At 67.3% G+C, this 19,580-nt stretch carries 22 protein-coding genes and 3 pseudogenes; 11 read left to right on the plus strand and 14 right to left on the minus strand.

The window, feature by feature from the left end; all coding sequences use genetic code 11:
• Positions 1–20 precede the first annotated feature (20 nt).
• The 3 genes from DCN14_RS01110 to DCN14_RS01120 all read right to left on the minus strand — a co-directional run bounded on the left by DCN14_RS01110 (position 21) and on the right by DCN14_RS01120 (position 2,886).
• Positions 21–1,226 (minus strand): NAD(P)/FAD-dependent oxidoreductase, encoded by a 1,206-nt coding sequence (locus DCN14_RS01110; RefSeq protein ID WP_096500721.1) that lies wholly within the window; start codon positions 1,224–1,226, stop codon positions 21–23.
• 360 nt (positions 1,227–1,586) lie between these two features.
• Entirely contained in the window at positions 1,587–2,321 is a 735-nt protein-coding gene (locus DCN14_RS01115) for a fucose-binding lectin II (protein WP_096500719.1), read from the minus strand.
• 175 nt (positions 2,322–2,496) lie between these two features.
• Entirely contained in the window at positions 2,497–2,886 is a 390-nt protein-coding gene (locus DCN14_RS01120; RefSeq protein ID WP_096500717.1) for a fucose-binding lectin II, read from the minus strand.
• Positions 2,887–3,564: 678 nt separating this feature from the next.
• On the opposite strand from DCN14_RS01120, the gene DCN14_RS01125 reads away from it, so the two are divergent.
• Entirely contained in the window at positions 3,565–3,969 is a 405-nt protein-coding gene (locus tag DCN14_RS01125) for a peptide ABC transporter ATPase (protein WP_096500715.1), read from the plus strand.
• Positions 3,970–3,997: 28 nt separating this feature from the next.
• Here DCN14_RS01125 and DCN14_RS01130 read toward each other — a convergent pair whose 3' ends face one another.
• The 4 genes from DCN14_RS01130 to DCN14_RS01145 form a co-directional block, all read right to left on the minus strand.
• Entirely contained in the window at positions 3,998–4,480 is a 483-nt protein-coding gene (locus DCN14_RS01130) for an RES family NAD+ phosphorylase (RefSeq protein WP_096500713.1), read from the minus strand.
• On the minus strand, positions 4,477–4,983 hold the full coding sequence (locus DCN14_RS01135) for an antitoxin Xre/MbcA/ParS toxin-binding domain-containing protein (protein WP_096500711.1): 507 nt from the start codon (positions 4,981–4,983) through the stop codon (positions 4,477–4,479). Before DCN14_RS01135 ends, DCN14_RS01130 begins: the two co-directional genes overlap by 4 nt.
• Before the next feature lie 226 nt (positions 4,984–5,209).
• On the minus strand, positions 5,210–5,533 hold the full coding sequence (locus DCN14_RS01140; RefSeq protein WP_096500709.1) for an XRE family transcriptional regulator: 324 nt from the start codon (positions 5,531–5,533) through the stop codon (positions 5,210–5,212).
• A complete protein-coding gene (locus DCN14_RS01145; RefSeq protein WP_240327229.1) occupies positions 5,530–5,964 on the minus strand; it encodes a SymE family type I addiction module toxin in 435 nt (144 codons plus the stop codon). Before DCN14_RS01145 ends, DCN14_RS01140 begins: the two co-directional genes overlap by 4 nt.
• 347 nt (positions 5,965–6,311) lie before the next feature.
• Here DCN14_RS01145 and DCN14_RS01150 point away from each other — a divergent pair.
• Positions 6,312–6,512: pseudogene (locus DCN14_RS01150) on the plus strand (MarC family protein); the annotation flags it as partial.
• Positions 6,513–6,644: 132 nt separating this feature from the next.
• Here the strand turns inward: DCN14_RS01150 and DCN14_RS01155 are convergent.
• The gene (locus DCN14_RS01155; protein WP_096500707.1) at positions 6,645–7,454 is read right to left on the minus strand and encodes a TlpA disulfide reductase family protein; all 810 of its coding nucleotides are present in this window, start codon (positions 7,452–7,454) and stop codon (positions 6,645–6,647) included.
• A 193-nt stretch (positions 7,455–7,647) separates the two neighbouring features.
• Complete coding sequence (locus tag DCN14_RS01160) at positions 7,648–8,661, minus strand: hypothetical protein (RefSeq protein WP_096500705.1); 1,014 nt, start codon at positions 8,659–8,661, stop codon at positions 7,648–7,650.
• A gap of 204 nt (positions 8,662–8,865) precedes the next feature.
• Here DCN14_RS01160 and DCN14_RS01165 point away from each other — a divergent pair, with 204 nt between their 5' ends.
• Positions 8,866–9,591 (plus strand): methyltransferase domain-containing protein, encoded by a 726-nt coding sequence (locus DCN14_RS01165; protein ID WP_096500703.1) that lies wholly within the window; start codon positions 8,866–8,868, stop codon positions 9,589–9,591.
• A gap of 31 nt (positions 9,592–9,622) precedes the next feature.
• On the opposite strand, the pseudogene DCN14_RS39095 reads toward DCN14_RS01165, so the two are convergent.
• A pseudogene (locus tag DCN14_RS39095) lies at positions 9,623–9,741 on the minus strand (GNAT family N-acetyltransferase); the annotation flags it as partial.
• Between DCN14_RS39095 and DCN14_RS01175 the strand changes: the two are divergent.
• Positions 9,729–9,893, plus strand: a pseudogene (locus DCN14_RS01175) (PLP-dependent aminotransferase family protein); the annotation flags it as partial. The pseudogenes DCN14_RS39095 and DCN14_RS01175 overlap by 13 nt on opposite strands.
• A gap of 50 nt (positions 9,894–9,943) precedes the next feature.
• Here the strand turns inward: DCN14_RS01175 and DCN14_RS01180 are convergent.
• Positions 9,944–10,981 (minus strand): aldo/keto reductase, encoded by a 1,038-nt coding sequence (locus tag DCN14_RS01180; protein ID WP_096500701.1) that lies wholly within the window; start codon positions 10,979–10,981, stop codon positions 9,944–9,946.
• A gap of 130 nt (positions 10,982–11,111) precedes the next feature.
• Here DCN14_RS01180 and DCN14_RS01185 point away from each other — a divergent pair, with 130 nt between their 5' ends.
• From DCN14_RS01185 to DCN14_RS01210, 6 genes are all read left to right on the plus strand, one after another.
• Positions 11,112–11,999 (plus strand): LysR family transcriptional regulator, encoded by an 888-nt coding sequence (locus DCN14_RS01185; RefSeq protein ID WP_096500699.1) that lies wholly within the window; start codon positions 11,112–11,114, stop codon positions 11,997–11,999.
• Between the two features lie 186 nt (positions 12,000–12,185).
• A complete protein-coding gene (locus DCN14_RS01190; RefSeq protein WP_040139054.1) occupies positions 12,186–12,485 on the plus strand; it encodes a helix-turn-helix domain-containing protein in 300 nt (99 codons plus the stop codon).
• Positions 12,486–12,505: 20 nt separating this feature from the next.
• Positions 12,506–13,858, plus strand: a complete 1,353-nt coding sequence (locus DCN14_RS01195; protein WP_096500697.1) for a pyridoxal-dependent decarboxylase — start codon at positions 12,506–12,508, stop codon at positions 13,856–13,858.
• 118 nt (positions 13,859–13,976) lie between these two features.
• Positions 13,977–15,200, plus strand: a complete 1,224-nt coding sequence (locus tag DCN14_RS01200) for a Zn-dependent hydrolase (protein WP_096500695.1) — start codon at positions 13,977–13,979, stop codon at positions 15,198–15,200.
• A gap of 127 nt (positions 15,201–15,327) precedes the next feature.
• On the plus strand, positions 15,328–15,795 hold the full coding sequence (locus DCN14_RS01205; RefSeq protein ID WP_096501036.1) for a cupin domain-containing protein: 468 nt from the start codon (positions 15,328–15,330) through the stop codon (positions 15,793–15,795).
• Between the two features lie 135 nt (positions 15,796–15,930).
• Positions 15,931–16,752, plus strand: a complete 822-nt coding sequence (locus tag DCN14_RS01210; protein ID WP_096500693.1) for an SDR family oxidoreductase — start codon at positions 15,931–15,933, stop codon at positions 16,750–16,752.
• Positions 16,753–16,871: 119 nt separating this feature from the next.
• On the opposite strand, the gene surE is transcribed toward DCN14_RS01210, so the two are convergent.
• The 3 genes from surE to DCN14_RS01225 all read right to left on the minus strand — a co-directional run bounded on the left by surE (position 16,872) and on the right by DCN14_RS01225 (position 18,878).
• Positions 16,872–17,651, minus strand: a complete 780-nt coding sequence (gene surE, locus DCN14_RS01215; RefSeq protein ID WP_096500691.1) for a 5'/3'-nucleotidase SurE — start codon at positions 17,649–17,651, stop codon at positions 16,872–16,874.
• 197 nt (positions 17,652–17,848) lie between these two features.
• On the minus strand, positions 17,849–18,148 hold the full coding sequence (locus tag DCN14_RS01220) for an AzlD family protein (protein WP_096501034.1): 300 nt from the start codon (positions 18,146–18,148) through the stop codon (positions 17,849–17,851).
• The gene (locus tag DCN14_RS01225; RefSeq protein ID WP_096500689.1) at positions 18,141–18,878 is read right to left on the minus strand and encodes an AzlC family ABC transporter permease; all 738 of its coding nucleotides are present in this window, start codon (positions 18,876–18,878) and stop codon (positions 18,141–18,143) included. Before DCN14_RS01225 ends, DCN14_RS01220 begins: the two co-directional genes overlap by 8 nt.
• Before the next feature lie 125 nt (positions 18,879–19,003).
• Between DCN14_RS01225 and DCN14_RS01230 the strand changes: the two genes are divergently transcribed.
• Complete coding sequence (locus tag DCN14_RS01230) at positions 19,004–19,462, plus strand: Lrp/AsnC family transcriptional regulator (RefSeq protein ID WP_096500687.1); 459 nt, start codon at positions 19,004–19,006, stop codon at positions 19,460–19,462.
• Positions 19,463–19,580: the final 118 nt, after the last annotated feature.

The following is a 19,580-nucleotide window of genomic DNA, read 5'->3' on the forward strand; positions in this document are numbered from 1 at the left end:
TGTCGGCGCCGGCGCGCCGCTCAGGCCACGACGATCCGCAGCGGATCCGCGGCGGCCAGCGCTTCCGCGCGATCCGCACGCGGCGGATAGATCCACTCGGAATTGATCCGGTGTTTGAGCTGCTTCGCTTCCGCGCCCGTCAGCTTTACTTCGCGCTCCCAGCCTTCCGTATAAACCGCGCCCCACGGGCCGAGGTCGAGGCACGTCACGTACTTCGGCTGACTGTACGGAATCTGCTCCAGCCCCAGCAGGTCCGCCGCCGCGTTGTGCCCGGCCGAACGGCCCAGGTTCATCGCGTGCTGGCACGACATCATCGTATGGTTGCCGTCGTCGTCGGTTGCCGCATACGCGACGTCGCCCGTCGCATAGACGCCCGGCACGCCGTCGACCGCGAGGTTGCGATCGACATGCAGGCGCCCTGTCGCGTCCCGGCGCCCCGGAATCTGTTCGGTCAACGTGCTCGCACGCAGGCCGGCCGTCCAGATCACCGTATTCGACTCGATACGTTCGCCGTGCGCCGTCGTGATGCCGCCCGCGTCGACCGATGCGACACCGTCTCCGAGCTTCCACGTCACGCCGAGCGTGCGCAGCGCTTCCTCGATGACGGGCCGCGGGCCCGCGCCCAGATCGGGGCCGATCGCGTCGCTGCGCTCGACGATCACGACCCGCACGTCCGTCTCCTCGCCCAGCGCGGCGCGCAGGCGCGTCGGCATTTCCGCGGCCGTTTCGATGCCCGTGAAGCCGCCGCCCGCGACCACGATCGTATTGCGCGCCGCTGACGCCGGCTGTTGTGCGAGCGCGCTCAGATGGGCTTCGAGCTCGACGGCCTCGTCGGTCTGGTCGACGCTGAACGCATGTTCCGCCAGCCCGGGAATCGCCGGGCGGAACAGTCGGCTGCCGCTCGCCAGCACGAGGCGATCGTAGTCGAGCGTCGACGCTTCGCCGTCCATGCGTTGCACGTCGACAGTCCGGCGCGCCACGTCGATGCGCGCGACCGTGCCCTGGACGAACTTCACGCCAACCGCATCGAAGATTTCTCCGAGCGGCGCGCGGAAGTTCGCCGGGCCTTCCTCGTAAAGGCGCGGCCGAACGTGCAGATGGGCATCCGGCGCCACCACGGTAATTTCCACGTCGGTCCTGTGCTGCTCGTCGAGCAAGCGTGCCGCGCTCAGCGCGCTCCACATGCCGGCGAAGCCGGCCCCGATAACAAGAATGCGATTTGCCACTGTTCAACTCCAGTTGAGTGATGCCTGAGGCCGGTGGAACACCGGCCTCGTCTGATGCATCGATGCGCTCGATAACTACGATTCTATGAGTCGTAGTTATCGAGCGCAAGTCCTGTGTTCGGAACAGGCAGCTGAAAAATCGGGGAATGACCCGACGAGAGGTCGCGGCGAGAACAGGGTGTTGCGTTGCCGTGAGGGCGATCGACGCGCGGTCGCACGAGTCGCTCGGCCTTGCTGCGGCGGGCCGGATGTGCCGATTTGCCACGGCGGCAGGAAGCATGCGCAGAGGCAGGTACGGCGTACCCGCGCAAACCGCCACGCCGGGCGGCGTGGCGAGGGTCGGTTGGCCGGGTGAGGCTCTTAGCCCAGCGGCCAGTTCAGGATCGCGATCCCGTCGTTGTAGTCGCCATCGGTGCCGTCCTCCGAGCCGACGAGCCCGAAGTAGGTCTTCTTGAAGATGTCGACCTGGCGCGAACCGATCTTCGACGGCTTGCCGTTCGCCGTCACGACCACGCGCACCTTCCCCTTGCCCGAGTTCAGGACTTGCGTGTTGAGGTTCACGTCCTGCGTGCCCGCGCCCTGGAACGTCGCGGCCGGTTTCGCGTTGTCGTCGACATAGACGTCGATCGTCTGCTGCGCGGACGAATTGACGAGCGCGGTCACGCCGAACGCGATGTTCGGCGGCAGGTTGAAGACGCCGTCGCGTTCGCCGCCACCGGTGGTGGCGGGATCGGGCTGTACGGGTTGCGGCGTCGCCTTCAGGAAGTAAGTGACCACTGCGCCGACACCGAACTTCGCCGCTGCGGCGGGCAGCACGCCGGGCGCGCCGGCCCACGTCACCGTGCAGGCGACCACCTGTCCCGCCGCATCGGTCTTCACCTTGTTCTGCCAGCTGCCGACGTCGAAGCTGTACGGGATCGTCGCGATGTCGACGAACACGTCGTATTGCGGCAGCTTCTCGACGAGTTGCGCGGTCATGAACTGACGCATCCGGTCGAGCACCGCCTGATCGCCGTTCGATTGCACGGCGGTGGCGTCGTTGCCGGCGAGTTGCAGGAGCGCGTACAGGTCGTCATGGGTAAACGGTTGTTGCATGTCGTCCTCGTCTGATGGAATGTCCGTCTGCGTGCGGCCGGTGAACACGTTTACCGGGCCGCGTGTGCGGCAATACGTGGAACAGCAATTAATCGGCGATACGTTGGCCCCGTCGCCATTGCGATGCGGGCCGCGGGGCTGACGTGCCCCGGGAGGCCGGCATCGACAGGTTGTTTCAGCCGATCGGCCATTGCAGCACGACGATGCCGTCGTTGTAGTCGCTGTCGTGACCGTCTTCCGATACGACGATCCCGAAATTGACCGTGTATGCCGAGCCGTTTGATTTCTTGCCGGTGATCGGCGCGAGCCGCGCGTCGGTGGCCGACGTCTTGCCGTTCACCGTCACTTCGAAGCGCAGCTTGCCGTTACCCGAATTCAGCGTGGCTTCGCGCGGGCCATCGCGCGTGGTGAGCTTGTGATAAGCCGCCGGTTCCTTGCTGTCGCCGATGAACAGCTTGATGTGCTGCTGCTCGGCGGCATTCGCGAAGAAGATCGCGCGGAAATCGGTGTTCGGCGGAATCGAAAACTCGCCGGCACGGTTCGAGGACGTTTGAGAGTCGGCCATGCTTGCCTCCTGATAGAAGATGGATAACGCGTATCACCGTGTCACGCAAACGTTTGCCGTTTCAAACACGGTTCGGCCAGCATGGCGAAAAATAAATAAAAAAATATTCGGCCTGGCGTGGAATGGATTCAGAAAATCGAACGCCGAAATGGTCCGATTCAATGATGCGAATTTCAGCGATGGTCATTCGATATATTTTTGAAACTATATCGACGCGTGCTGCGATTTCCTGAATGACGGGTGAACGTGCAGGCGGGAATGGTGGGGAAATCCGGTTTCGGCGCAGGCGCTCGGCGCTCGCATATGGCAGCGTGTTGTTTCAACATCGTCTTTCTCTGTCGTGGCCGCGCCCACCGGCCACCACCGAACGCCCACGCCGAAGCCGGATCGCAACCGGGAGGAGGTGCGGCGCCGGCGAAGATCGTTGACCGACTCACTCCGAACATGAACAGGGCACTCCACCGGCACCGCACCCGCGCAAGCATAGTGACCCGTTGCCTCGGTGCCTATCGGACGAGACTGATTCTTGCCGCCAATATCACATTGCGCCGGCCTGATACACCTGACAGGCACTCAATTTCGAGATTAGGCGTATCGTGCAAGCAACGCGCGCGCTCGAAATTCGGCGGCTTTTTCATTTAACGGGCCCATTGCCGGGCCCATCACGAGGAAAGCGTCATGACGAAACCCGATTCCCTGAAAGGCGACATCAAGGGCCAGGCCCAGGAGGCCGACCGCCACAACCTGGCGCGGCCCGCCGTGAACGGCGCGCTATGGGCGCGCGGACTGACGACGCAGCGGGTCGCCGATCTGTTCAGGACGCTGCCGGGCCTGCCGGGGCACTGGATGCAGTTGCAGAACGAGGTCAATGCCGGGAATCGCTATTTCTACGGCGTGCAGAACGGCCATCAAACGACCGACGAAGGGAAGGAACTGATCCGCTGGATCGCCGATGCGGTGGTCAGCGCCGCACAGAAGGCGGGGTTCGATTTTCCGCTGCAGCAGCTTCGGTTCACGGCCGATACGGGGTGGCTCAAGCTGCAGCGCGTGTCGGGGCGCGTGATGGTGCTGTCGCGGCCTTGATGCGAACGAGGTACGCGAGACGTCGAATTCACCTCGCCGCGTGACCGAACAGTCTCGGATCCAGCGTGAAAGGTTCAGTGCGAACGACCTTGACGGCGCTCATGTCAGGATGCGTCGGATTCAGCAGCAGATTGGCATCGGTCGGACATATGACCGACGGCACGCGCATCACCAGTTGTTTGCCTGCCTCGAGCCATTGCCGACCCAATTCCGTCGTGGATTCAGGATCGCACGTCAGGTCTGCCCAGTCATCCGGTAGCGTAGGGGCAAACGCCTCGCTGCAAGCGGCATTCGGCACCTCCAGGGCCACCAGGTGATATCCACCGGTCGGCATCAAGCCGGCCGTGTGTACCAGCGCCTCCAGCAACGCAGTCGATGCGTGCGCACACGTATACGCGACGCGCATGCCGTGCGAGTTCCAGCACCCGCCTGCCAGTGCGGCGCCATTCCCGCTCAGGTCGTCGGCCCGGTAATAGCCGCGCCGCTCCTCGGCGAGCCGATAAACTCTCATGCGCCAATTCCGTGAATGACCCGCATCAGGAGCTCTCGTACGCGGTCATATCCCGGCTGTGAATCCAGTACTTCGAGCGGCCGCAGCCCGGTCAGCTCGGCATGTGGCAACTGCATCCATTCCGCGGCCAGCCCCTCGCTCTCGAATACGTCGACCGCAAGCCGGAAGACGTACAGTACGCGCGCGACGCGATCCGATTCCGCAGGCGAAAGACGCTCCGTTCGCGCGATCTTGCGCAAGATCGTCGAGCTCAGGAGACCGAGACTCGAGAGCAAGGTCTGGACGGGCACATGCAACAGATCTTTCGCGACGCGGTCGATGATGCTGGACGCCATGCCTTCACGAATCTGCCGACGCGGTTCAAGCGCATCGAACTGGCCGAGGAACAGCGCGATATCGGGGGCGTGAGCGGCGAATTGCCGCTTGCCGGCCAACGGCTTGGCTGCTTTCGTCGCAGTCGGGCGATCGGTCGTATGACGGCCGGCGGGGGGATTCCTTGCCATGGCTAGAGGTATTCGAATGGGAGTCAAGATTTTCTCGTTTGGGGATCATGCGGGTGCTCCAGAAGTAGCGGCCATCGACGCGCGGCGCTCGCTTGCAGAATCAGTCTGGCCTGATTGGCTGTAACGATCGTTCACGTTAAATTGAACAGGGGTGGTGCCGGACGGGCTTCGGCGGCGGTCGAGCCCGACCGCCGCACACGGGTGCTTTCGTCTACCTCCCCGGCCGTCAACCCGAAACCGTGACGCCTGCCGACTGCGAGTGCCCCGCATGCCGCACCACGATTTCCACCTGCTGACCAAACGACACCAGCGTCAACAGCAGTTGCTCCAGCGAAACGTTTCGAAGTCTGGCGCGTTGCTCCGGGGTGACGGTCGGCGCGGCCATCTCGGCGAGCGCCGCAGTCTCTTCCTCGGTCAGGCCGCGCGACGCGATCATTGCGTTGAGCTTCAGCACAAGTTTCGACTTGGCGGCCAGTATGCCGGCGTCGAGGTCACGGTCGAGGTCGGCCGGCATGTCGTCAGCGCGTCGATATGCGTGATTGCGATTCATCGCACCACCTCCGTCATCGTCGAAAATTGCTGCGATCCCGTCGCGCGATCGATATCGGCGCGTCCATCGCTCCCGCAGTCACCGCCGAGGTTCGCGTCGAGCGGCGTGATCACCAGCCGCCTGTTCGACACATCGACCCGCAAGCATTGCCCGGGCGCGAAACCCGCTTCCTCGATCCATCGGCTGGACAGCTTCATCCAGAGATGGAGAACAGGCGGCGCCTCATCGTCGAACCGGATGGACGGCGGCGTGCGGCGGTTTTGAAACGACTCCTGAACGGAGACGAAACCATCCTCGTAAAGCGGTGGTGCGCTATGATTCGCGTCAGCCATGGTCAACTCTTCTTGGTTGAGTTGGTTGTGGTCAGCGGCTCGCAGGTGCACTAACACCTGCGAGCCGCGCTCGTTTACGCCGCGGATTTCGATCGTCATCCCGTCACATACTTCGCATTGCGAAATGACTTGATCGGCCGCGCGGAAACGTGGAACCACTTTAGCTGAGATTGGCTGCTGTCTGATATCGGTCTTGTACGGTTTTATCGATACTGGCCATTCGACCTATGTCCTGCATCCTTGCGATTCAACGATTCCAGCGACATCGCACCAGCCAGCCGCATCGTCACTTCATCGCAGATGTGTCAGGAAACGTGTCGGCCGATCGCCCCGCCCCGCCCCGCCCGTCACCCGTCACCCGCCGCCCGCCGCACAAGGATGTCTCCGCGCGTTGCCGATACCGTTCGAACTCGCGTGCGAACGCCGCAGCATCCTCCGCCAGCGCCAGCACTTCCATCGATGCGCCGGTCGCGTTCGCGATCCGGCAGATCTACAGTCGCGCGCCGACGCTCGCGCGCTATCTCGGCACCGACGGGACGAAGGTGGCGTTGTGGGTGTCCGCGTTTCTGCTGCTGTGCGCGGGCGTGCGGATCATGCTGACGGGGCCGGCGGCGTTCGTTCAGACGCCGGGCGGGCCGGCGGGGTGACGTTCCGCGCGGCCGCGGCACGAATCGGCCGTCGAGCCTGTCGTCGATGCCGACCGCTCCGGTGATCGACATCCTGCATCGATCCCGCACCGCGCAGGATGCGCCGATCGCGAAAGCGTGGCATACGCGTCGTCAGGGCCCGACATGCTGTGCCAGCGCATCCTTCAGCCGCGCGGCCGTGATCTCGCCCATGTGCGATTCGACGAGGTTGCCCTTCGCGTCGAAGAACAGCGTCGTCGGCAAGCCGCGCGACCCGTACGTGTGCATCGCATGCAGCGTGCGATCGAGCAGCACGTGATCGAACCGCAAGCCCTTTTGCGCGAGGAACGCGCGCACGGTTTGTGCATCTTCGCCCTGGTTGAGCATCAGCACCGTGATGCCCGGATGATCCTGCTGCGCCTGTGCGAGGATCGGCATTTCGCGCTGGCACGGCGGGCACCACGTCGCCCACAGGTTCACGACGACGGGCTTGCCGACGAAACCTTGCGGCGCCACGGGCGTTGCATCGAGCGCTTCGAGCCGCAACGCGGCGAGCGGCGGCGCGCCGCGCTGCAGCGTCGCGAGCGTGCCCTGCGCGATGCCCCATGCGGCGAGCCCCACGACGATGCCGGCTGCCACCGGGCGGCGCAGCGCCGGCAGACGCCGCAGCCGCCATGCGGCGAACACCAGCGCGGCCGCGATGCCGATGCGCCAGTCGAAGCCGCCGTCGCCGAGCGCGACGATCGATCGCGGTGCGGCCGCATAGTCGCGCCACCATTGCGCGACGTAGCCGACACGCGCGGCGATCAGCCCGAGCAGCAGCACGTCGAGGATCAGGCCCGACGCCGTCTTGTGCTGGCCGTCCGGCGGGCGGCGCTGCATGAAGCGCGCGACGAGCCACGCCAGCAGCGCGGCGGCGGCGACCGCGACGACGCGGATCGAAAAGGGACCGATGCTCAACATGGGAAGGAAAGGCTGGAGGATGGAGGAGCGGCCGGCAAGGGCGATGTCGCCGCCGGTCGTGTCGCGTTTCGACCCCGCGTCAGGCGCAGGGGTTCCCGGTTTTTCCCGCGTCAGCGCGCGACGCGCATCGTCGGCATTCAGGACGACATCGCTTTCATGCAGGCGTCCCGAGGATCGGGCACGCGCGCGCCGGTCACATCCCGTTGCCGTCGGAGCGGGGCGGCGAGCCGCCGAGCCGGTACGCGGTGAAGAACTCGGCCCATGGCGAACCGGCGGCAACCGGCACGTGCAGCGCCGACGTCCGCTGTTTCAACGCGGTAAACACGTCGTTGATGCGCGCGGTCTGCGCGGGATCGCTGAACGGCCGCGGCCGCACCCGGCCGGCTGCGAACGCACCGTAGGCGATCGCGAGCAGGCGCGCGCTGTCGTCGAACGAGAAGATCGAGCCGTTGATCGCTTCGACGAGGCGCGGCCGGTCCTCCTCGCGTGACGCGGCGAGGCACTGGTACACGATTGCCGATACCTCGTGCAGATCGTTCGCGCGCAGCAATGCCGGCAGCTTCGACGCGATCCGGTCGGCCGGTTCTTCCTGTACTGCCTTGCCGAAGTCGAGCACGGCGGCCATCGGATTGCTGTCCTGCTTCGCGCGATCGAGCGCCGATACCTGCGCCGCGACCGCCGCTTGCGCGTCGTCCGCGGGAGCGGCCTGCAGTACCGCCGCCACCTGCTGTTGCCATGCCGGAAAAATCATCCGCACGTTGCCGAACTGCTCGCCGCCCTGTGCGGCGGAATTCCACCGGTAGACGATCGTGCCGCCGTGAATGAACGGCGAATACAGATGCTCGGGCGTTTGCGGCAGCGGCCGCCGGTTGATCGCCAGCCACGCGAGCGTCAGCCAGTCGTAACGGCCGCTGGCCGGCACCGACGGGCTCGAACTCGCGACGACCTGCCACGTGCCGCGGTTCGCATAGCGGCGGCGTGCGTCGGGCACCGTGACGGTCTGCTGTTTCGCGGTGTCGAAGTAAGTATTGCCGGTGACGATCGCGCCGCTGTCCCTGGCGGGCGTGAGGGTGGCGATGACCCACGACGCACCGTCGGGCGAACGATAGTCGGACGGCTGCAGCGTGGCGACGTCGTGCACCATGCGCGTTTCGGCGGCGACGGTGCCCGGCGGGAGATTGGCGGGACCGGAGACGATGCTCGGCATGGATTTTCCTCGAAATCGGGTGCGTATCGTCGAGCGGCGACGAGGCGCGATGAAGCACGGGATTTTCTCGTAACTGTAGAACGTCGCCGCCGGAAACGGAAACCGGCCGGCGCTCGAGCCGCACGCACGCGCGGCCGCTTCGGCTTACCATCGGCTCCTGGGCCAACACGCCGAACATCGAACGAACCCCGGACCGACGCGCCGATGACCGACACGAAAACCATCACCGAACACTGGACGTACGTTGCCGACCAATGGATCGACTGGGCCGGCAGGCCGGGCCACGATGCGTTCTGGAAATATCGCGAGGGGCTTGCCGCGTATATCGGCCGCGGAACCGGCCGCGCGCTGGAGATCGGCTGCGGCGAGGGTCGCGTGAGCCGCGAGTTGAAGGCGCTGGGCTATGACGTGACGGCGAGCGATGCGGTTCCCGCGATGCTCGACGCCGCGCGTCGCGCCGATTCCGCGCACCGCTACGCGCTTGCCGACGCCGCATCGCTGCCGTTCGATCCAGCCAGCTTCGACATCGTGATGGCGTACAACGTGCTGATGGATCTCGACGACATGCCGGCTGCGCTGCGCGAGGCGCGCCGCGTGCTGAAGCCGGGCGGGCTGCTGTTCGTGTCGCTCGTGCATCCGTTTCGCGATCGCGGCCGCTTCGCGGGGCCGCAGCCCGACGCGCCGTTCGTGCTCGACGGCACGTATTTCGGCCGCGCGCATTTCGAGGGCGTGGAAACGCGCGACGGGCTGTCGATGCATTTCGCGGGCTGGTCGCTGCCGCTTCAGGCGTACATGGATGCGCTGGAGGTGGCCGGCTTCGCAATCGTGTCGCTGCGCGAGCCGCCGCCCGACCGCGCGGATACGGACCCGTTGAAGCAGTGGTCGCGCGTGCCGCTGTTTCTGTGGATCAAGGCGCGGCCGCTGGATTGAATGCCCCGCGGCCGCGCAGCGTGCCGCGTGATCAGCGCGGCAACACCTTTCGATAGATCACGAATCCCGTTTTCTCCGCGACGGTGTCGCGGTGTGATTCGTTTCGTGCGTCTGCCAGTGCACGCGCTCGGCGCGATGCGCACGGGCTGACCCTGCGGCCGCTGTCGTCGTTCTGCCTGCCGGGCACCGCGCACGGCTACAACGGGCTCGTGCTCGGCTACGGCGGCGTGCCGGCCGAGCGGATGGACGCGCTCGCGCGCCGGATCGGCGAGATGATCGACCGCGTGCCGGCCGGGCGGTGACGGCTGGCGCGCGGCGTCGGCGTGCGGCGTGCGGCGGCGCGCTCGCCGGCTTACCCGCGCATCGGCGGGTTGAGCCGCGCGAACGCGTCCTGCCGGCGATACGGGAAGTACGGATACGGCGCTTCGACCGCACTCGCTGCGTCGAGCGTCGCGATCTGCGCGTCGGTCAGCGACCAGCCGACCGCGCCGAGGTTCTGGCGCAGCTGTGCTTCGTTGCGCGCGCCGACGATCACCGACGACACGGTCGGGCGCTGCAGCAGCCAGTTCAGTGCGATCTGCGGCACGGTCTTGCCGGTTTCCTCGGCGATCGCATCGAGTGCATCGACCACGTCGTACAGCCGTTCTTCGTCGACCGGCGGCCCGAAGCCGGCCGTGTCGTGCAGGCGGCTGCCTTCGGGCAGCGGCGCGTTGCGCCGAACCTTGCCGGTGAGCCTGCCCCAGCCGAGCGGGCTCCACACCAGCGCGCCGAGACCTTGATCCGCGCCGAGCGGCATCAGGTCCCATTCGTAGTCGCGGCCGACGAGCGAGTAGTAGACCTGGTTCGCGACGTAGCGCGACCAGCCGTGGCGATCCGCCGCCGCGAGCGACTTCATGATTTGCCAGCCGGCAAAATTCGATACGCCGATGTAGCGCAGCTTGCCCGCGCGCACCAGGTCGTCGAGCGTCGACATCACTTCCTCGACCGGCGTGGCCGCGTCGAATGCGTGAAGCTGCAGCAGGTCGATGTAGTCGGTGTCGAGCCGGCGCAGCGCGTCGTCCACCGCGCGGATCAGCCGCGCGCGCGACGTGCCGGCGTCGTTCGGGCCGTCGCCGGTCGGCAGGCCCGTCTTGGTCGAGATCAGCACCCGGTCGCGCCGGCCGTGGATCGCGGCGCCGAGCACGCGCTCGGATGCGCCGTCCGAATACACGTCGGCCGTGTCGAACAGGTTCACGCCGGCTTCGAGGCAGATGTCGATCAGCCGGCGCGCTTCGTAGACGCCCGTGTTGCCCCATGCGCCGAACAGCGGGCCGGCGCCGCCGAACGTGCCTGCGCCGAAGCTCAGCACGGGAACCTTGAGGCCGGAGCGGCCGAGCGTGCGGTATTCCATGTCGTGTGTCCTCTCGTCGTCGGGGAGCCGGCGCAGGCGTGCGTCGGCAAGGTCGATCCTTACTGTAGCGCTTGCGGTTCGTCCGGATAATTGGGCAGACTTCGAAAATATCATTCGGAGAAAGCGAAGAATGCTGCTCGATAATCTCGCGCTGTTCCTGCGCATCGTCGAGAAGGGCGGATTGGCCGCGGCTGGCCGGGAAGTCGGCCTGTCGCCGGCGACGGTCTCCGAGCGGCTGACCGCGCTCGAGAGCTACTACGGCGCGGCGCTGCTCACGCGCACGACCCGTGCGATCAACCTGACCGACGAGGGCCGCACGCTGGTCGCGGGCGCGCGGCGCCTGCTCGCCGAGGCCGACGAACTCGAAAGCCGCGTGCGGCTCGGCGCGCAGACGCTGTCGGGCCCGGTGCGGCTGAGCGCGCCGGCCGATCTCGGGCGGGCGCGCGTCGTGCCGGTCGTCGACGCGTTCCTGGCCGAGCATCCCGGCGTCACGATCGATCTGCACCTCGGCGACGGTTACGTCGATCTGGTCGGGCAGGGGCTCGACTTCGCGATCCGGCGCGGCACGCTCGCGGACAGTGCGCTGCGCAGCCGCTTGCTCGGCCGTTCGCGCCGCGTGGTGTGCGCCGCGCCCGCGTATCTCGCCGCGCACGGCACGCCGCGGCACCCGGATGAACTCGCCGCGCACGACTGTATCGTGATGCGCTTCGGGCAGGAGCTGTATGCCGAATGGCCGTTCCGGATCGACGACGACCTGAGACGCGTGATGGTGCGCGGCCGGCGCGTGGCCAACGACGGCGCGCTGGTGCGGGCGTGGTGCGTCGCGGGGCACGGCGTTGCGCTGAAGTCGCTGCTCGACGTCGAGCAGGACCTGGCGTCCGGCGCGCTCGTCGAAATCCTTCGCGATTTCTCGCCGGGCGAAGTCGACTTGCAGATCGTCTATCCGGGCGCCGGCGTGCAGCCGCGGCGCGTGCGCGCACTGATCGAACGGTTGACGCAGGCGCTGACGGCGGCTTGATCGCACACCGGTCGCGCCGGATCGGGCGCGCTCCCATGCCGGCTTTCGACGTCGCCGTGTCGCATGCGATGCTTCGACGTCCGGCTCGGCCCGAACCCGACGACGAACGTACACACGATCCAGTCAACCCGTTGCTCACGTTTCGTCATTTAGCTAATATTCGAAACGTTAAACGAGGCCGAACCCATGGACGACGTCACCCGCATCAGCGCACTGGCCAACGAAAGCCGCCTGGCCGTGATGCGCTGGCTCAAGCAGCCGCGCAAGCATTTCCCGCCGCAGCCGCACGGCGACTTCGACGAACTCGGCGTGTGCTGCACCTACATCACCGAGAAGCTCGGCATCGCGCCGGCGACGACCACGCGCCACATGCGCATCCTCGCGGATGCCGGGCTCGTCCGGGCGACGCGCGTCGGCAAGTTCACGTATTACAAGCGGATCGACGATGCGCTGCATCGACTGGGCCGCGACCTCCTGCAACTCTGATCTTCACAGAGGCAATCGACATGGATGAACTCGCTCTGCTGTCCGACGCCGACCGGCGCGCGCATGACTACCTCGCAGCGGCGGACGACCGGCGCGCGTATCCCGACGCCGCCGCGCTGGCCGGGCTGGCCGTATTCGACGAGCCGCTGCCCGATACGGGCCGCCCGGCCGACGACGTGCTGCGCCTGCTCGACGAGCAGGGCACGCCCGCGACCGTCGCATCGAACGGCCCGAACTACTTCGGGTTCGTGATCGGCGCGACGCTGCCCGCGGCGGCCGCGGCCGAGCGGCTGATGCTCGCATGGGACCAGTGCGCGTCGTCGTTCGCGAATTCGCCGGTGGCCGCGACGATCGAGCGGCAGGCCGCGCGCTGGGTCGTCGACGTGCTCGGGCTGCCGGAAGACAGCGCGGTCGGCTTCGGCACGAGCGCGACGGCCTGTACGCTCGTCGCGCTGGTCGCCGCGCGGCGCGCGCTGCTGGCGCGCAAGGGCTGGAACGTCGACGAGGACGGCCTGATCGGCGCGCCCGAAGTGAAGGTCGTGCTCTCCGAACTCGCGCACATCACGGTGAAGAAGGCGCTGCGCGTGCTCGGTTTCGGGATGAAGCGCCTCGTCGTCGCACCGGTCGACACGCATGGCCGGATCGATCCCGCGCAATTGCCGCCGCTCGACGACATGACGATCCTGTGCGTGCAGGCCGGCGAAGTGAACACCGGCGAGTTCGATCCGTTCGCGACGCTGATTCCGCGTGCGAAAGCCGCCGACGCATGGGTGCACGTGGACGGCGCGTTCGGCTTGTGGGCGCGCGCATCGGCGAAGCGCGCGCTGACCGACGGCATCGACGGCGCGGACAGCTGGACCACCGACGGCCACAAATGGCTCAACACGCCGTACGACGGCGCGATGGTGATCTGCCGCGACGCGGCCGCGCTCGCGACCGCGATGAACAGCGATGCCGTCTACCTGAGCGGCGCGCAGGATGCGCAGAAGAACCTGAACCTCGAATTCTCGCGGCGCGCGCGCGGCATTCCCGTGTGGGCCGCGTTGCGCTCGCTCGGCCGCGCCGGCGTGGCGACGATGGTCGAGCGGCATTGCGCGCAGGCGTCGCGCGTCGCCGACGGGCTGCGCGCGGCCGGCTACGACGTGCTCAATCGTGTGGTGCTGAACCAGGTGCTCGTGCGCGCCGGCACCGACGCCGAGACGCTCGCGATCCTTCAGGCCGCGCAGGATTCGGGCGACGTGTGGTTCGGGCAGACCGTGTGGCAGGGGCGGCCGGCGTTCCGGATCAGCGTGTCGTCGTGGCGCACCGGGGACGAACACATCGATCGTCTCGTCGCACTGCTGACGAAGCTGCGCGGCGTGCACGTGGGTTGACGCTGCTGACGCGTGGTCGGCCGCGCCCGGGAGGCGCGTCGACATCGCCGCGATGAAATCCGGGATTTTGCTTATCGGGCCGAGCGTATATGCTCGGAGCTTTTCAGGAGCGGCCACGATGATTCTCGTTCACCAGCAACGGCTGTGGGATTCGCTGATGGAGATGGCGACGATCGGCGCGACCGCGCGCGGCGGCAGCTGCCGGCTCGCGCTGAGCGCCGACGAAGTGCTCGGCCGGCAACGCTTCATCCGCTGGTGCGAGGAAGCCGGATGTGACGTCCGCATCGATCCGATCGGCAACGTGTTCGCGCGCCGGCCCGGCACGCAGCCCGACGCGCCGGCCGTGATGTGCGGCAGCCATCTCGACACGCAGCCGCTCGGCGGCCGCTTCGACGGTGTCTATGGCGTGCTTGCCGGGCTCGAAGCGATTCGCACGCTGAACGAGCATGGCGTCGTCACGCGTCATCCGATCGACGTCGTCGCGTGGACCAACGAAGAGGGCTCGCGCTTCACGCCGGGCATGATGGGCTCGGCCGTCTATGCGGGCACGCTCGATCTCGACTACGCGCTGGCCCGGCCGTGCATGCAGACGGGCGTGCTGCTGCGCGACGAACTCGCGCGCACCGGTTTCGCCGGCCGGGAGCGCGAGCGGCAGATGCCGAAGGCCTATTTCGAAGCGCATATCGAACAAGGCCCGGTGCTGGAGAATGCCGGTGTGCCGATCGGCGTCGTGACCGGCGTGCAGGGCATCTACGAACTCGACGTCACGGTGACCGGCTTCGAGTCGCATGCGGGCACGACGCCGATGCGCGTGCGCCGTGACGCGATGGGCGTGGCGGCCGCGATGATCGCCGCGATCGTCGAGCATGGGCACGCGTTCGATGCCGATGCGCGCGTGACCGTCGGCCACGTCGCGTGCCAGCCGAATTCGCCGAGTACGATTCCCGGGCGGGTGCGCTTCAGCGTCGACGTGCGCCATCCGTCGCAGCCGGCGTTGCAGCGGCTCGTCGCCGATATCGCAGCGATCTGCCGCGAGCGCATCCCGCTGCGCGGCACGCAGGTTCAGGTGCAGACCATCGCCGAATACGAGCCGGTGGTGTTCGATGCCGATTGCGTCGCGCGCGTGCGGCAGGCGACGGTGGCCGCCGGCTATCCGTATCTGGAGATGTGCAGCGGCGCGGGGCACGATGCGGTGAACCTGTCGTACGTCGCGCCGAGCGCGATGGTGTTCGTCCCGTGCAAGGCGGGCCTGAGCCACAACGAGGCCGAGGATGCCGATCCGCGGCACCTCGCGCAGGGCGCGTCGGTGCTCGCGAACCTCCTGGCCGATTGCGCGCGGTAGCGGGGCGCGGCAACGCGTGCGGACGCGTTTCTCGTCTGCGTGAAAATGTCGGACAATGGCGCGGCATGTGCGCCGCGCCCGCCCGGGCGGCGCGTTCAACCGCTGCATTCACGCTGACGAGATCCCCATGTCCACGACACCTCCCCGGGAACTGCTGAAAGCCGCTGACATCGCGAAGATGGAACCGACGCGCGCAGTGCATTCGCTGAATCCCAATGCCGTTCTCCTCAAAAGACAACTCAGCGACCTGACGGGCCTCACGCAGATCGGTACCCATCTGCTCACGCTGATGCCGGGCAGCGAGTCGTCCGAGTATCACCGTCACCTGTACGAAGAGGAATGCACCTACGTGCTGTCCGGCACGGGCGTCGTCACGATCGGCGAGCTTCGTCACGACATCGGCGCGGGCGACTTCCTCGGCTTCCCGCGCGGCGGCGAAGCGCACGTGCTCGAGAACACGGGCGATGCGCCGCTCGAACTGCTGATCATGGGCCAGCGCCTCGAACACGACGTGTGCGAATACCCGCGAATCGGCAAGCGGCTGCATATCGCCGGCGAACTCGAAGACTTCGTCGAACTGCCTGCGCGATCCTGAGCGCGGTTCGCCGGGCGCGCACCGTTTCCGGTGCGATCCCTTCCGCGCGATCCGGATGGCAGTGGCCGTCATGTTCGCTCGCGGTCGCTGTGTCGCGCTTATGATGCGGGAACGCCACCGACAGGATTTCATGCCATGGACGCGCCGCATCCGCCGATGAACGCCCCGGTTCCCGAAACGGAACCTGAAACCGAAACCGTCGCCGAGCCGCGTGCGGCGCGCGTGCAGCGGCCCGTCGCGCTCGTCACCGGATCGACGTCGGGGATCGGCGCGGCCATCGCGCGCCGCCTGGCGGCGGACGGTTACGCGGTGATCCTGCATTCGCGCAGTTCCGCCGACACCGGCCGCGCGATGGCGCGCGAACTCGGCGCGGCCTACGTGCAGGCCGATCTCGCCGACGATACGGCGCGCGTGCGATTGATCCGCGATGCGCTCGCGGTGCACGGCCGCCTCGACGTGCTCGTCAACAATGCGGGCGTCAGCCGCGTGATTCCGCACGACGATCTCGCCGCCGCGACGCCCGACGTGTGGCGCGAGATGCACGAGATCAACGTGATCGCGCCGTTCCGGCTCGTCGCCGAAGCGCAGCCCGCGCTGCTCGAAGCGGCGTCGCGCGGGCGTGCCGGTTGCGTCGTGAACGTCAGCTCGCATGCGGGCGTGCGGCCGAAGGGCGCGTCGATTCCGTATGCGGCGGCCAAGGCCGCGCTCAATCACACGACACGTCTGCTGGCGCGCACGCTCGCGCCGGCGATTCGCGTCAATGCGGTCGCGCCGGGGCTCGTCGATACGCCGCTGACCGCCGACTGGACTGAAGCGCGGCAACTCTGGCGCGAGCGGGCGCCGATGCGCCGCGCGGCGACGCCGGACGACGTCGCGCAGACGGTTGCGATGCTCGTCGCGTCCGATTACGTGACGGGCGAGATCGTGATGCTCGACGGGGGCATGAATCTGACGTGACGGAGGACGGTTGACGGGCGGTGTTGATCAGGGCGGTTGATGCGACGCGGCGGCCTCGTGCCCGCGTCACCCGCCGGCGGCGAAGCCGCCTGGCGGTTTCACCGTCCCCGGTCCCGAAGTCAGCCGAGCGTCGACCGCAGCCGCGCGAGCGCCTGGTCGTGCGTGCGTTCGAACTTCAGCGGCGTGACGGCGATATGGCCTTCGCCGAGCGCGGCCGTTTCCGAATTCGCATCGTCGTCGCGCGGCCCGCGAGCCAGTTTCAGCCAGTGGTATTCGATGTCGCGCGGATCGCGCCCCGACACGATCTCGACGCCCTGCAGCGTGCCGGCGCCCTGGTTCGTCACCTTCAGGCCGCGCACGTCGTCGGCCGGCCGCGGCGGGAAATTCACGTTCAGGCACGCGTCGCTGTCCCAGCCGGCCGCGACGAGCCGGCGAATCACGTCCGGCGCATGCGTGAGCGCCGTATTCCACGGCACCGCGTTGCGGTCGCTGAACGCCTGGCTCAGCGCGATCGCCGGCACGCCGACCAGCATGCTCGTCATCGCGGCGCCGACCGTGCCGGAGAACACCGTTTCGGTGCCGAGATTCGCACCGCGATTCACGCCGGACAGCACGAAGTCGGGCCGCGCGTCCTTCATCAGGTGGCTGACCGCGATCGCGACGCAATCGCCTGGCGTGCCGCGCACCGCGAAGCGGCGCTCGCCCTTGCGATGCACGCGCAGCGGCTCGTGCAGGCTCAGCGAATGCGACGTGCCGCTCTGGTCCTCGGCCGGTGCGACGATCCAGACTTCGCGCGCCAGTTGCGTGGCGACTTGCTCGAGCACTTCAAGGCCGGGGGCGTCGAATCCGTCGTCGTTGGTGAGCAGGACGCGGTCGAACAGCGGGCGGGTTTCTTGCATCGGGACGATCCTCGCGGGTAGGCAGTGAGAGGGGACAGGCATCGCGGGTACATCCGCAAGGCTAGCATCCCGTTGCGGCGCATGTCGTGTCGAGCGCGGCCGCACGCGGCACGCGCATGCGAAAACGGGCGCATGGCGCGCCCGTTCCCCGATTCGAAAACCCGCCCGTGCGGCGGGTCGGAACCGCGTTTCGCGCGTTACCCGAGCCAATGCCGCAGCAGGCCGGCCGATGCGACGCCGACGATCACGGTCGGCAGGATCGACAGGCGTGTCGCCGCGAGCAGCGTGACGGCGAGCGCGAGCAGGTCGGCCGGACGCGTCGACACGAAGGCCGGTGCGATCACCGAGATCAGCACGCAGCCCGGCACGTTCTCCATCACCGACGCCATCCGCGGGCTCAGCGTGCGGTTGCGCAGCAGCACGTAGCCGAGCACGCGCGACAGGTAGGTCGTCGACGCCATCAGCACGATGGTCGCCACCGTCGCGAAATCAGGCAGCATCGCGCGGCTCCCACAGCAGCGCGGCGATCAGGCCCGCGCATGCACCGGCCGCGACGTACCACGCGCCGGGCACGGCCAGATGGGTGGCCGCCGCGACGACGAGGCTTACGAACCACGGACGGCTCGCGCGCATGCCCTTCCACATCCCGCGCAGCAGCACCAGAAACACGGCCGTGAACGCCATGTCGAACCCGTACTGCTCGACGTTGCCGATCGTCGGGCCGACCGCCGCGCCGAGCGTCGTCATCGAGATCCACGTCAGGTAGAGCCCGGAACACACGCCCGCGTAATACGGGACGCTGATATGCGTGGCCGAGCGGGAGCGCGCGTCGGCGAGCGACATCGCCCAGCTCTCGTCGCACATGAAGAACAGCGCGGCGAACGCGCGGCGGCGCGGCAGGCGCCGGATATATGGCGCGAACGCCGCACCCATCAGGATGTGGCGCGAATTCACGAGGAACGACATCGCGACGATCAGCGCGATGTGCGGCGGCGACGTCCACAGATGGATCGCCGCGAATTCGGAGCCGCCGCCGAAGTTCAGGCCCGTCATCATCGGCACCTCGAACAGGCTCAGCCCTTTTTGCGCGGCCTGCGCGCCGAGCACCAGCGCGAACGGCACGAAACCCAGCATGACGGGCAGCGCCGCGCGCAATCCGCGACCCATCTCGGCGACATAGGCGGGCTTGTCGCGAAGCCCGGACGACGTTGAAACGCTACTGCTCATTACTCCTCCTTCTGGGACGAGGATTGTCTGCTTTTTTGACTCGAATCGGGTTGCGTTGCGGACCAACATTTCGGAGAATTTGGCATCAAACGTGTGATTCAAGATTTTTTTGGAATTGGATGCCAATGAAGCTGGATGCTATCGACCGCCGGATCCTGAGCGCGCTCCAGCGCGACGGCCGCATGCAGAACGTGGAACTCGCGCACGAGGTCGGGCTGTCGCCGTCGCCGTGCCTGCGCCGCGTGCGGCTGCTCGAGGAAGCGGGCGTGATCGAGAAATACGTGGCCGTGCTGAACCCGGCGAAGGTCGGCAAGGGGCTGACGATCTTCACGCGCGTCTGGCTGAAGGGGCAGGACGCGGGAACCGTGAACCGCTTCGCCGAGGCCGTCCGGCAGATGCCGGAAGTCGTCGAGTGCCATCTGATGGCCGGCGACTGCGATTTCCTGCTGCGCGTGGTGGCGGCCGACATCGACGACTATCGGCGCTTCCAGATGGAATACCTGACGCGTATTCCGGGCGTGCTGAGCGTGAAGACCGACATCCCGATGCAGCAGATCAAGCTCACGTCGGCGCTGCCGACGTAACGCGATGCGGGCGGATGGCGAAGGCGGGAAGAATGGTCATCGGCCGGTGACAATCGCCCGATAAACTGGCAGGACAAGCCGCTTCGCCGCACACCGGATGCATCGCTTTCCGGCGTTC

The organism is Burkholderia sp. IDO3 (assembly GCF_003366075.1).
In the GTDB taxonomy this organism is placed as follows: Bacteria; Pseudomonadota; Gammaproteobacteria; order Burkholderiales; family Burkholderiaceae; genus Burkholderia; species Burkholderia anthina.

Coding starts and splice junctions, on each gene's coding strand:
- DCN14_RS01210 (WP_096500693.1), top strand. CDS start 15,931: ATGGACGCGCCGCATCCGCCGATGAACGCCCCGGTTCCCGAAACGGAA.
- DCN14_RS01130 (WP_096500713.1), bottom strand. CDS start 4,480: ATGAGAGTTTATCGGCTCGCCGAGGAGCGGCGCGGCTATTACCGGGCC.
- DCN14_RS01195 (WP_096500697.1), top strand. CDS start 12,506: ATGGATGAACTCGCTCTGCTGTCCGACGCCGACCGGCGCGCGCATGAC.
- DCN14_RS01125 (WP_096500715.1), top strand. CDS start 3,565: ATGACGAAACCCGATTCCCTGAAAGGCGACATCAAGGGCCAGGCCCAG.
- DCN14_RS01120 (WP_096500717.1), bottom strand. CDS start 2,886: ATGGCCGACTCTCAAACGTCCTCGAACCGTGCCGGCGAGTTTTCGATT.
- DCN14_RS01225 (WP_096500689.1), bottom strand. CDS start 18,878: ATGAGCAGTAGCGTTTCAACGTCGTCCGGGCTTCGCGACAAGCCCGCC.
- DCN14_RS01135 (WP_096500711.1), bottom strand. CDS start 4,983: ATGGCAAGGAATCCCCCCGCCGGCCGTCATACGACCGATCGCCCGACT.
- DCN14_RS01145 (WP_240327229.1), bottom strand. CDS start 5,964: ATGACGATCGAAATCCGCGGCGTAAACGAGCGCGGCTCGCAGGTGTTA.
- DCN14_RS01155 (WP_096500707.1), bottom strand. CDS start 7,454: ATGTTGAGCATCGGTCCCTTTTCGATCCGCGTCGTCGCGGTCGCCGCC.
- DCN14_RS01205 (WP_096501036.1), top strand. CDS start 15,328: ATGTCCACGACACCTCCCCGGGAACTGCTGAAAGCCGCTGACATCGCG.
- DCN14_RS01165 (WP_096500703.1), top strand. CDS start 8,866: ATGACCGACACGAAAACCATCACCGAACACTGGACGTACGTTGCCGAC.
- DCN14_RS01180 (WP_096500701.1), bottom strand. CDS start 10,981: ATGGAATACCGCACGCTCGGCCGCTCCGGCCTCAAGGTTCCCGTGCTG.
- DCN14_RS01190 (WP_040139054.1), top strand. CDS start 12,186: ATGGACGACGTCACCCGCATCAGCGCACTGGCCAACGAAAGCCGCCTG.
- DCN14_RS01140 (WP_096500709.1), bottom strand. CDS start 5,533: ATGAATCGCAATCACGCATATCGACGCGCTGACGACATGCCGGCCGAC.
- DCN14_RS01185 (WP_096500699.1), top strand. CDS start 11,112: ATGCTGCTCGATAATCTCGCGCTGTTCCTGCGCATCGTCGAGAAGGGC.
- DCN14_RS01115 (WP_096500719.1), bottom strand. CDS start 2,321: ATGCAACAACCGTTTACCCATGACGACCTGTACGCGCTCCTGCAACTC.
- DCN14_RS01200 (WP_096500695.1), top strand. CDS start 13,977: ATGATTCTCGTTCACCAGCAACGGCTGTGGGATTCGCTGATGGAGATG.
- surE (WP_096500691.1), bottom strand. CDS start 17,651: ATGCAAGAAACCCGCCCGCTGTTCGACCGCGTCCTGCTCACCAACGAC.
- DCN14_RS01230 (WP_096500687.1), top strand. CDS start 19,004: ATGAAGCTGGATGCTATCGACCGCCGGATCCTGAGCGCGCTCCAGCGC.
- DCN14_RS01160 (WP_096500705.1), bottom strand. CDS start 8,661: ATGCCGAGCATCGTCTCCGGTCCCGCCAATCTCCCGCCGGGCACCGTC.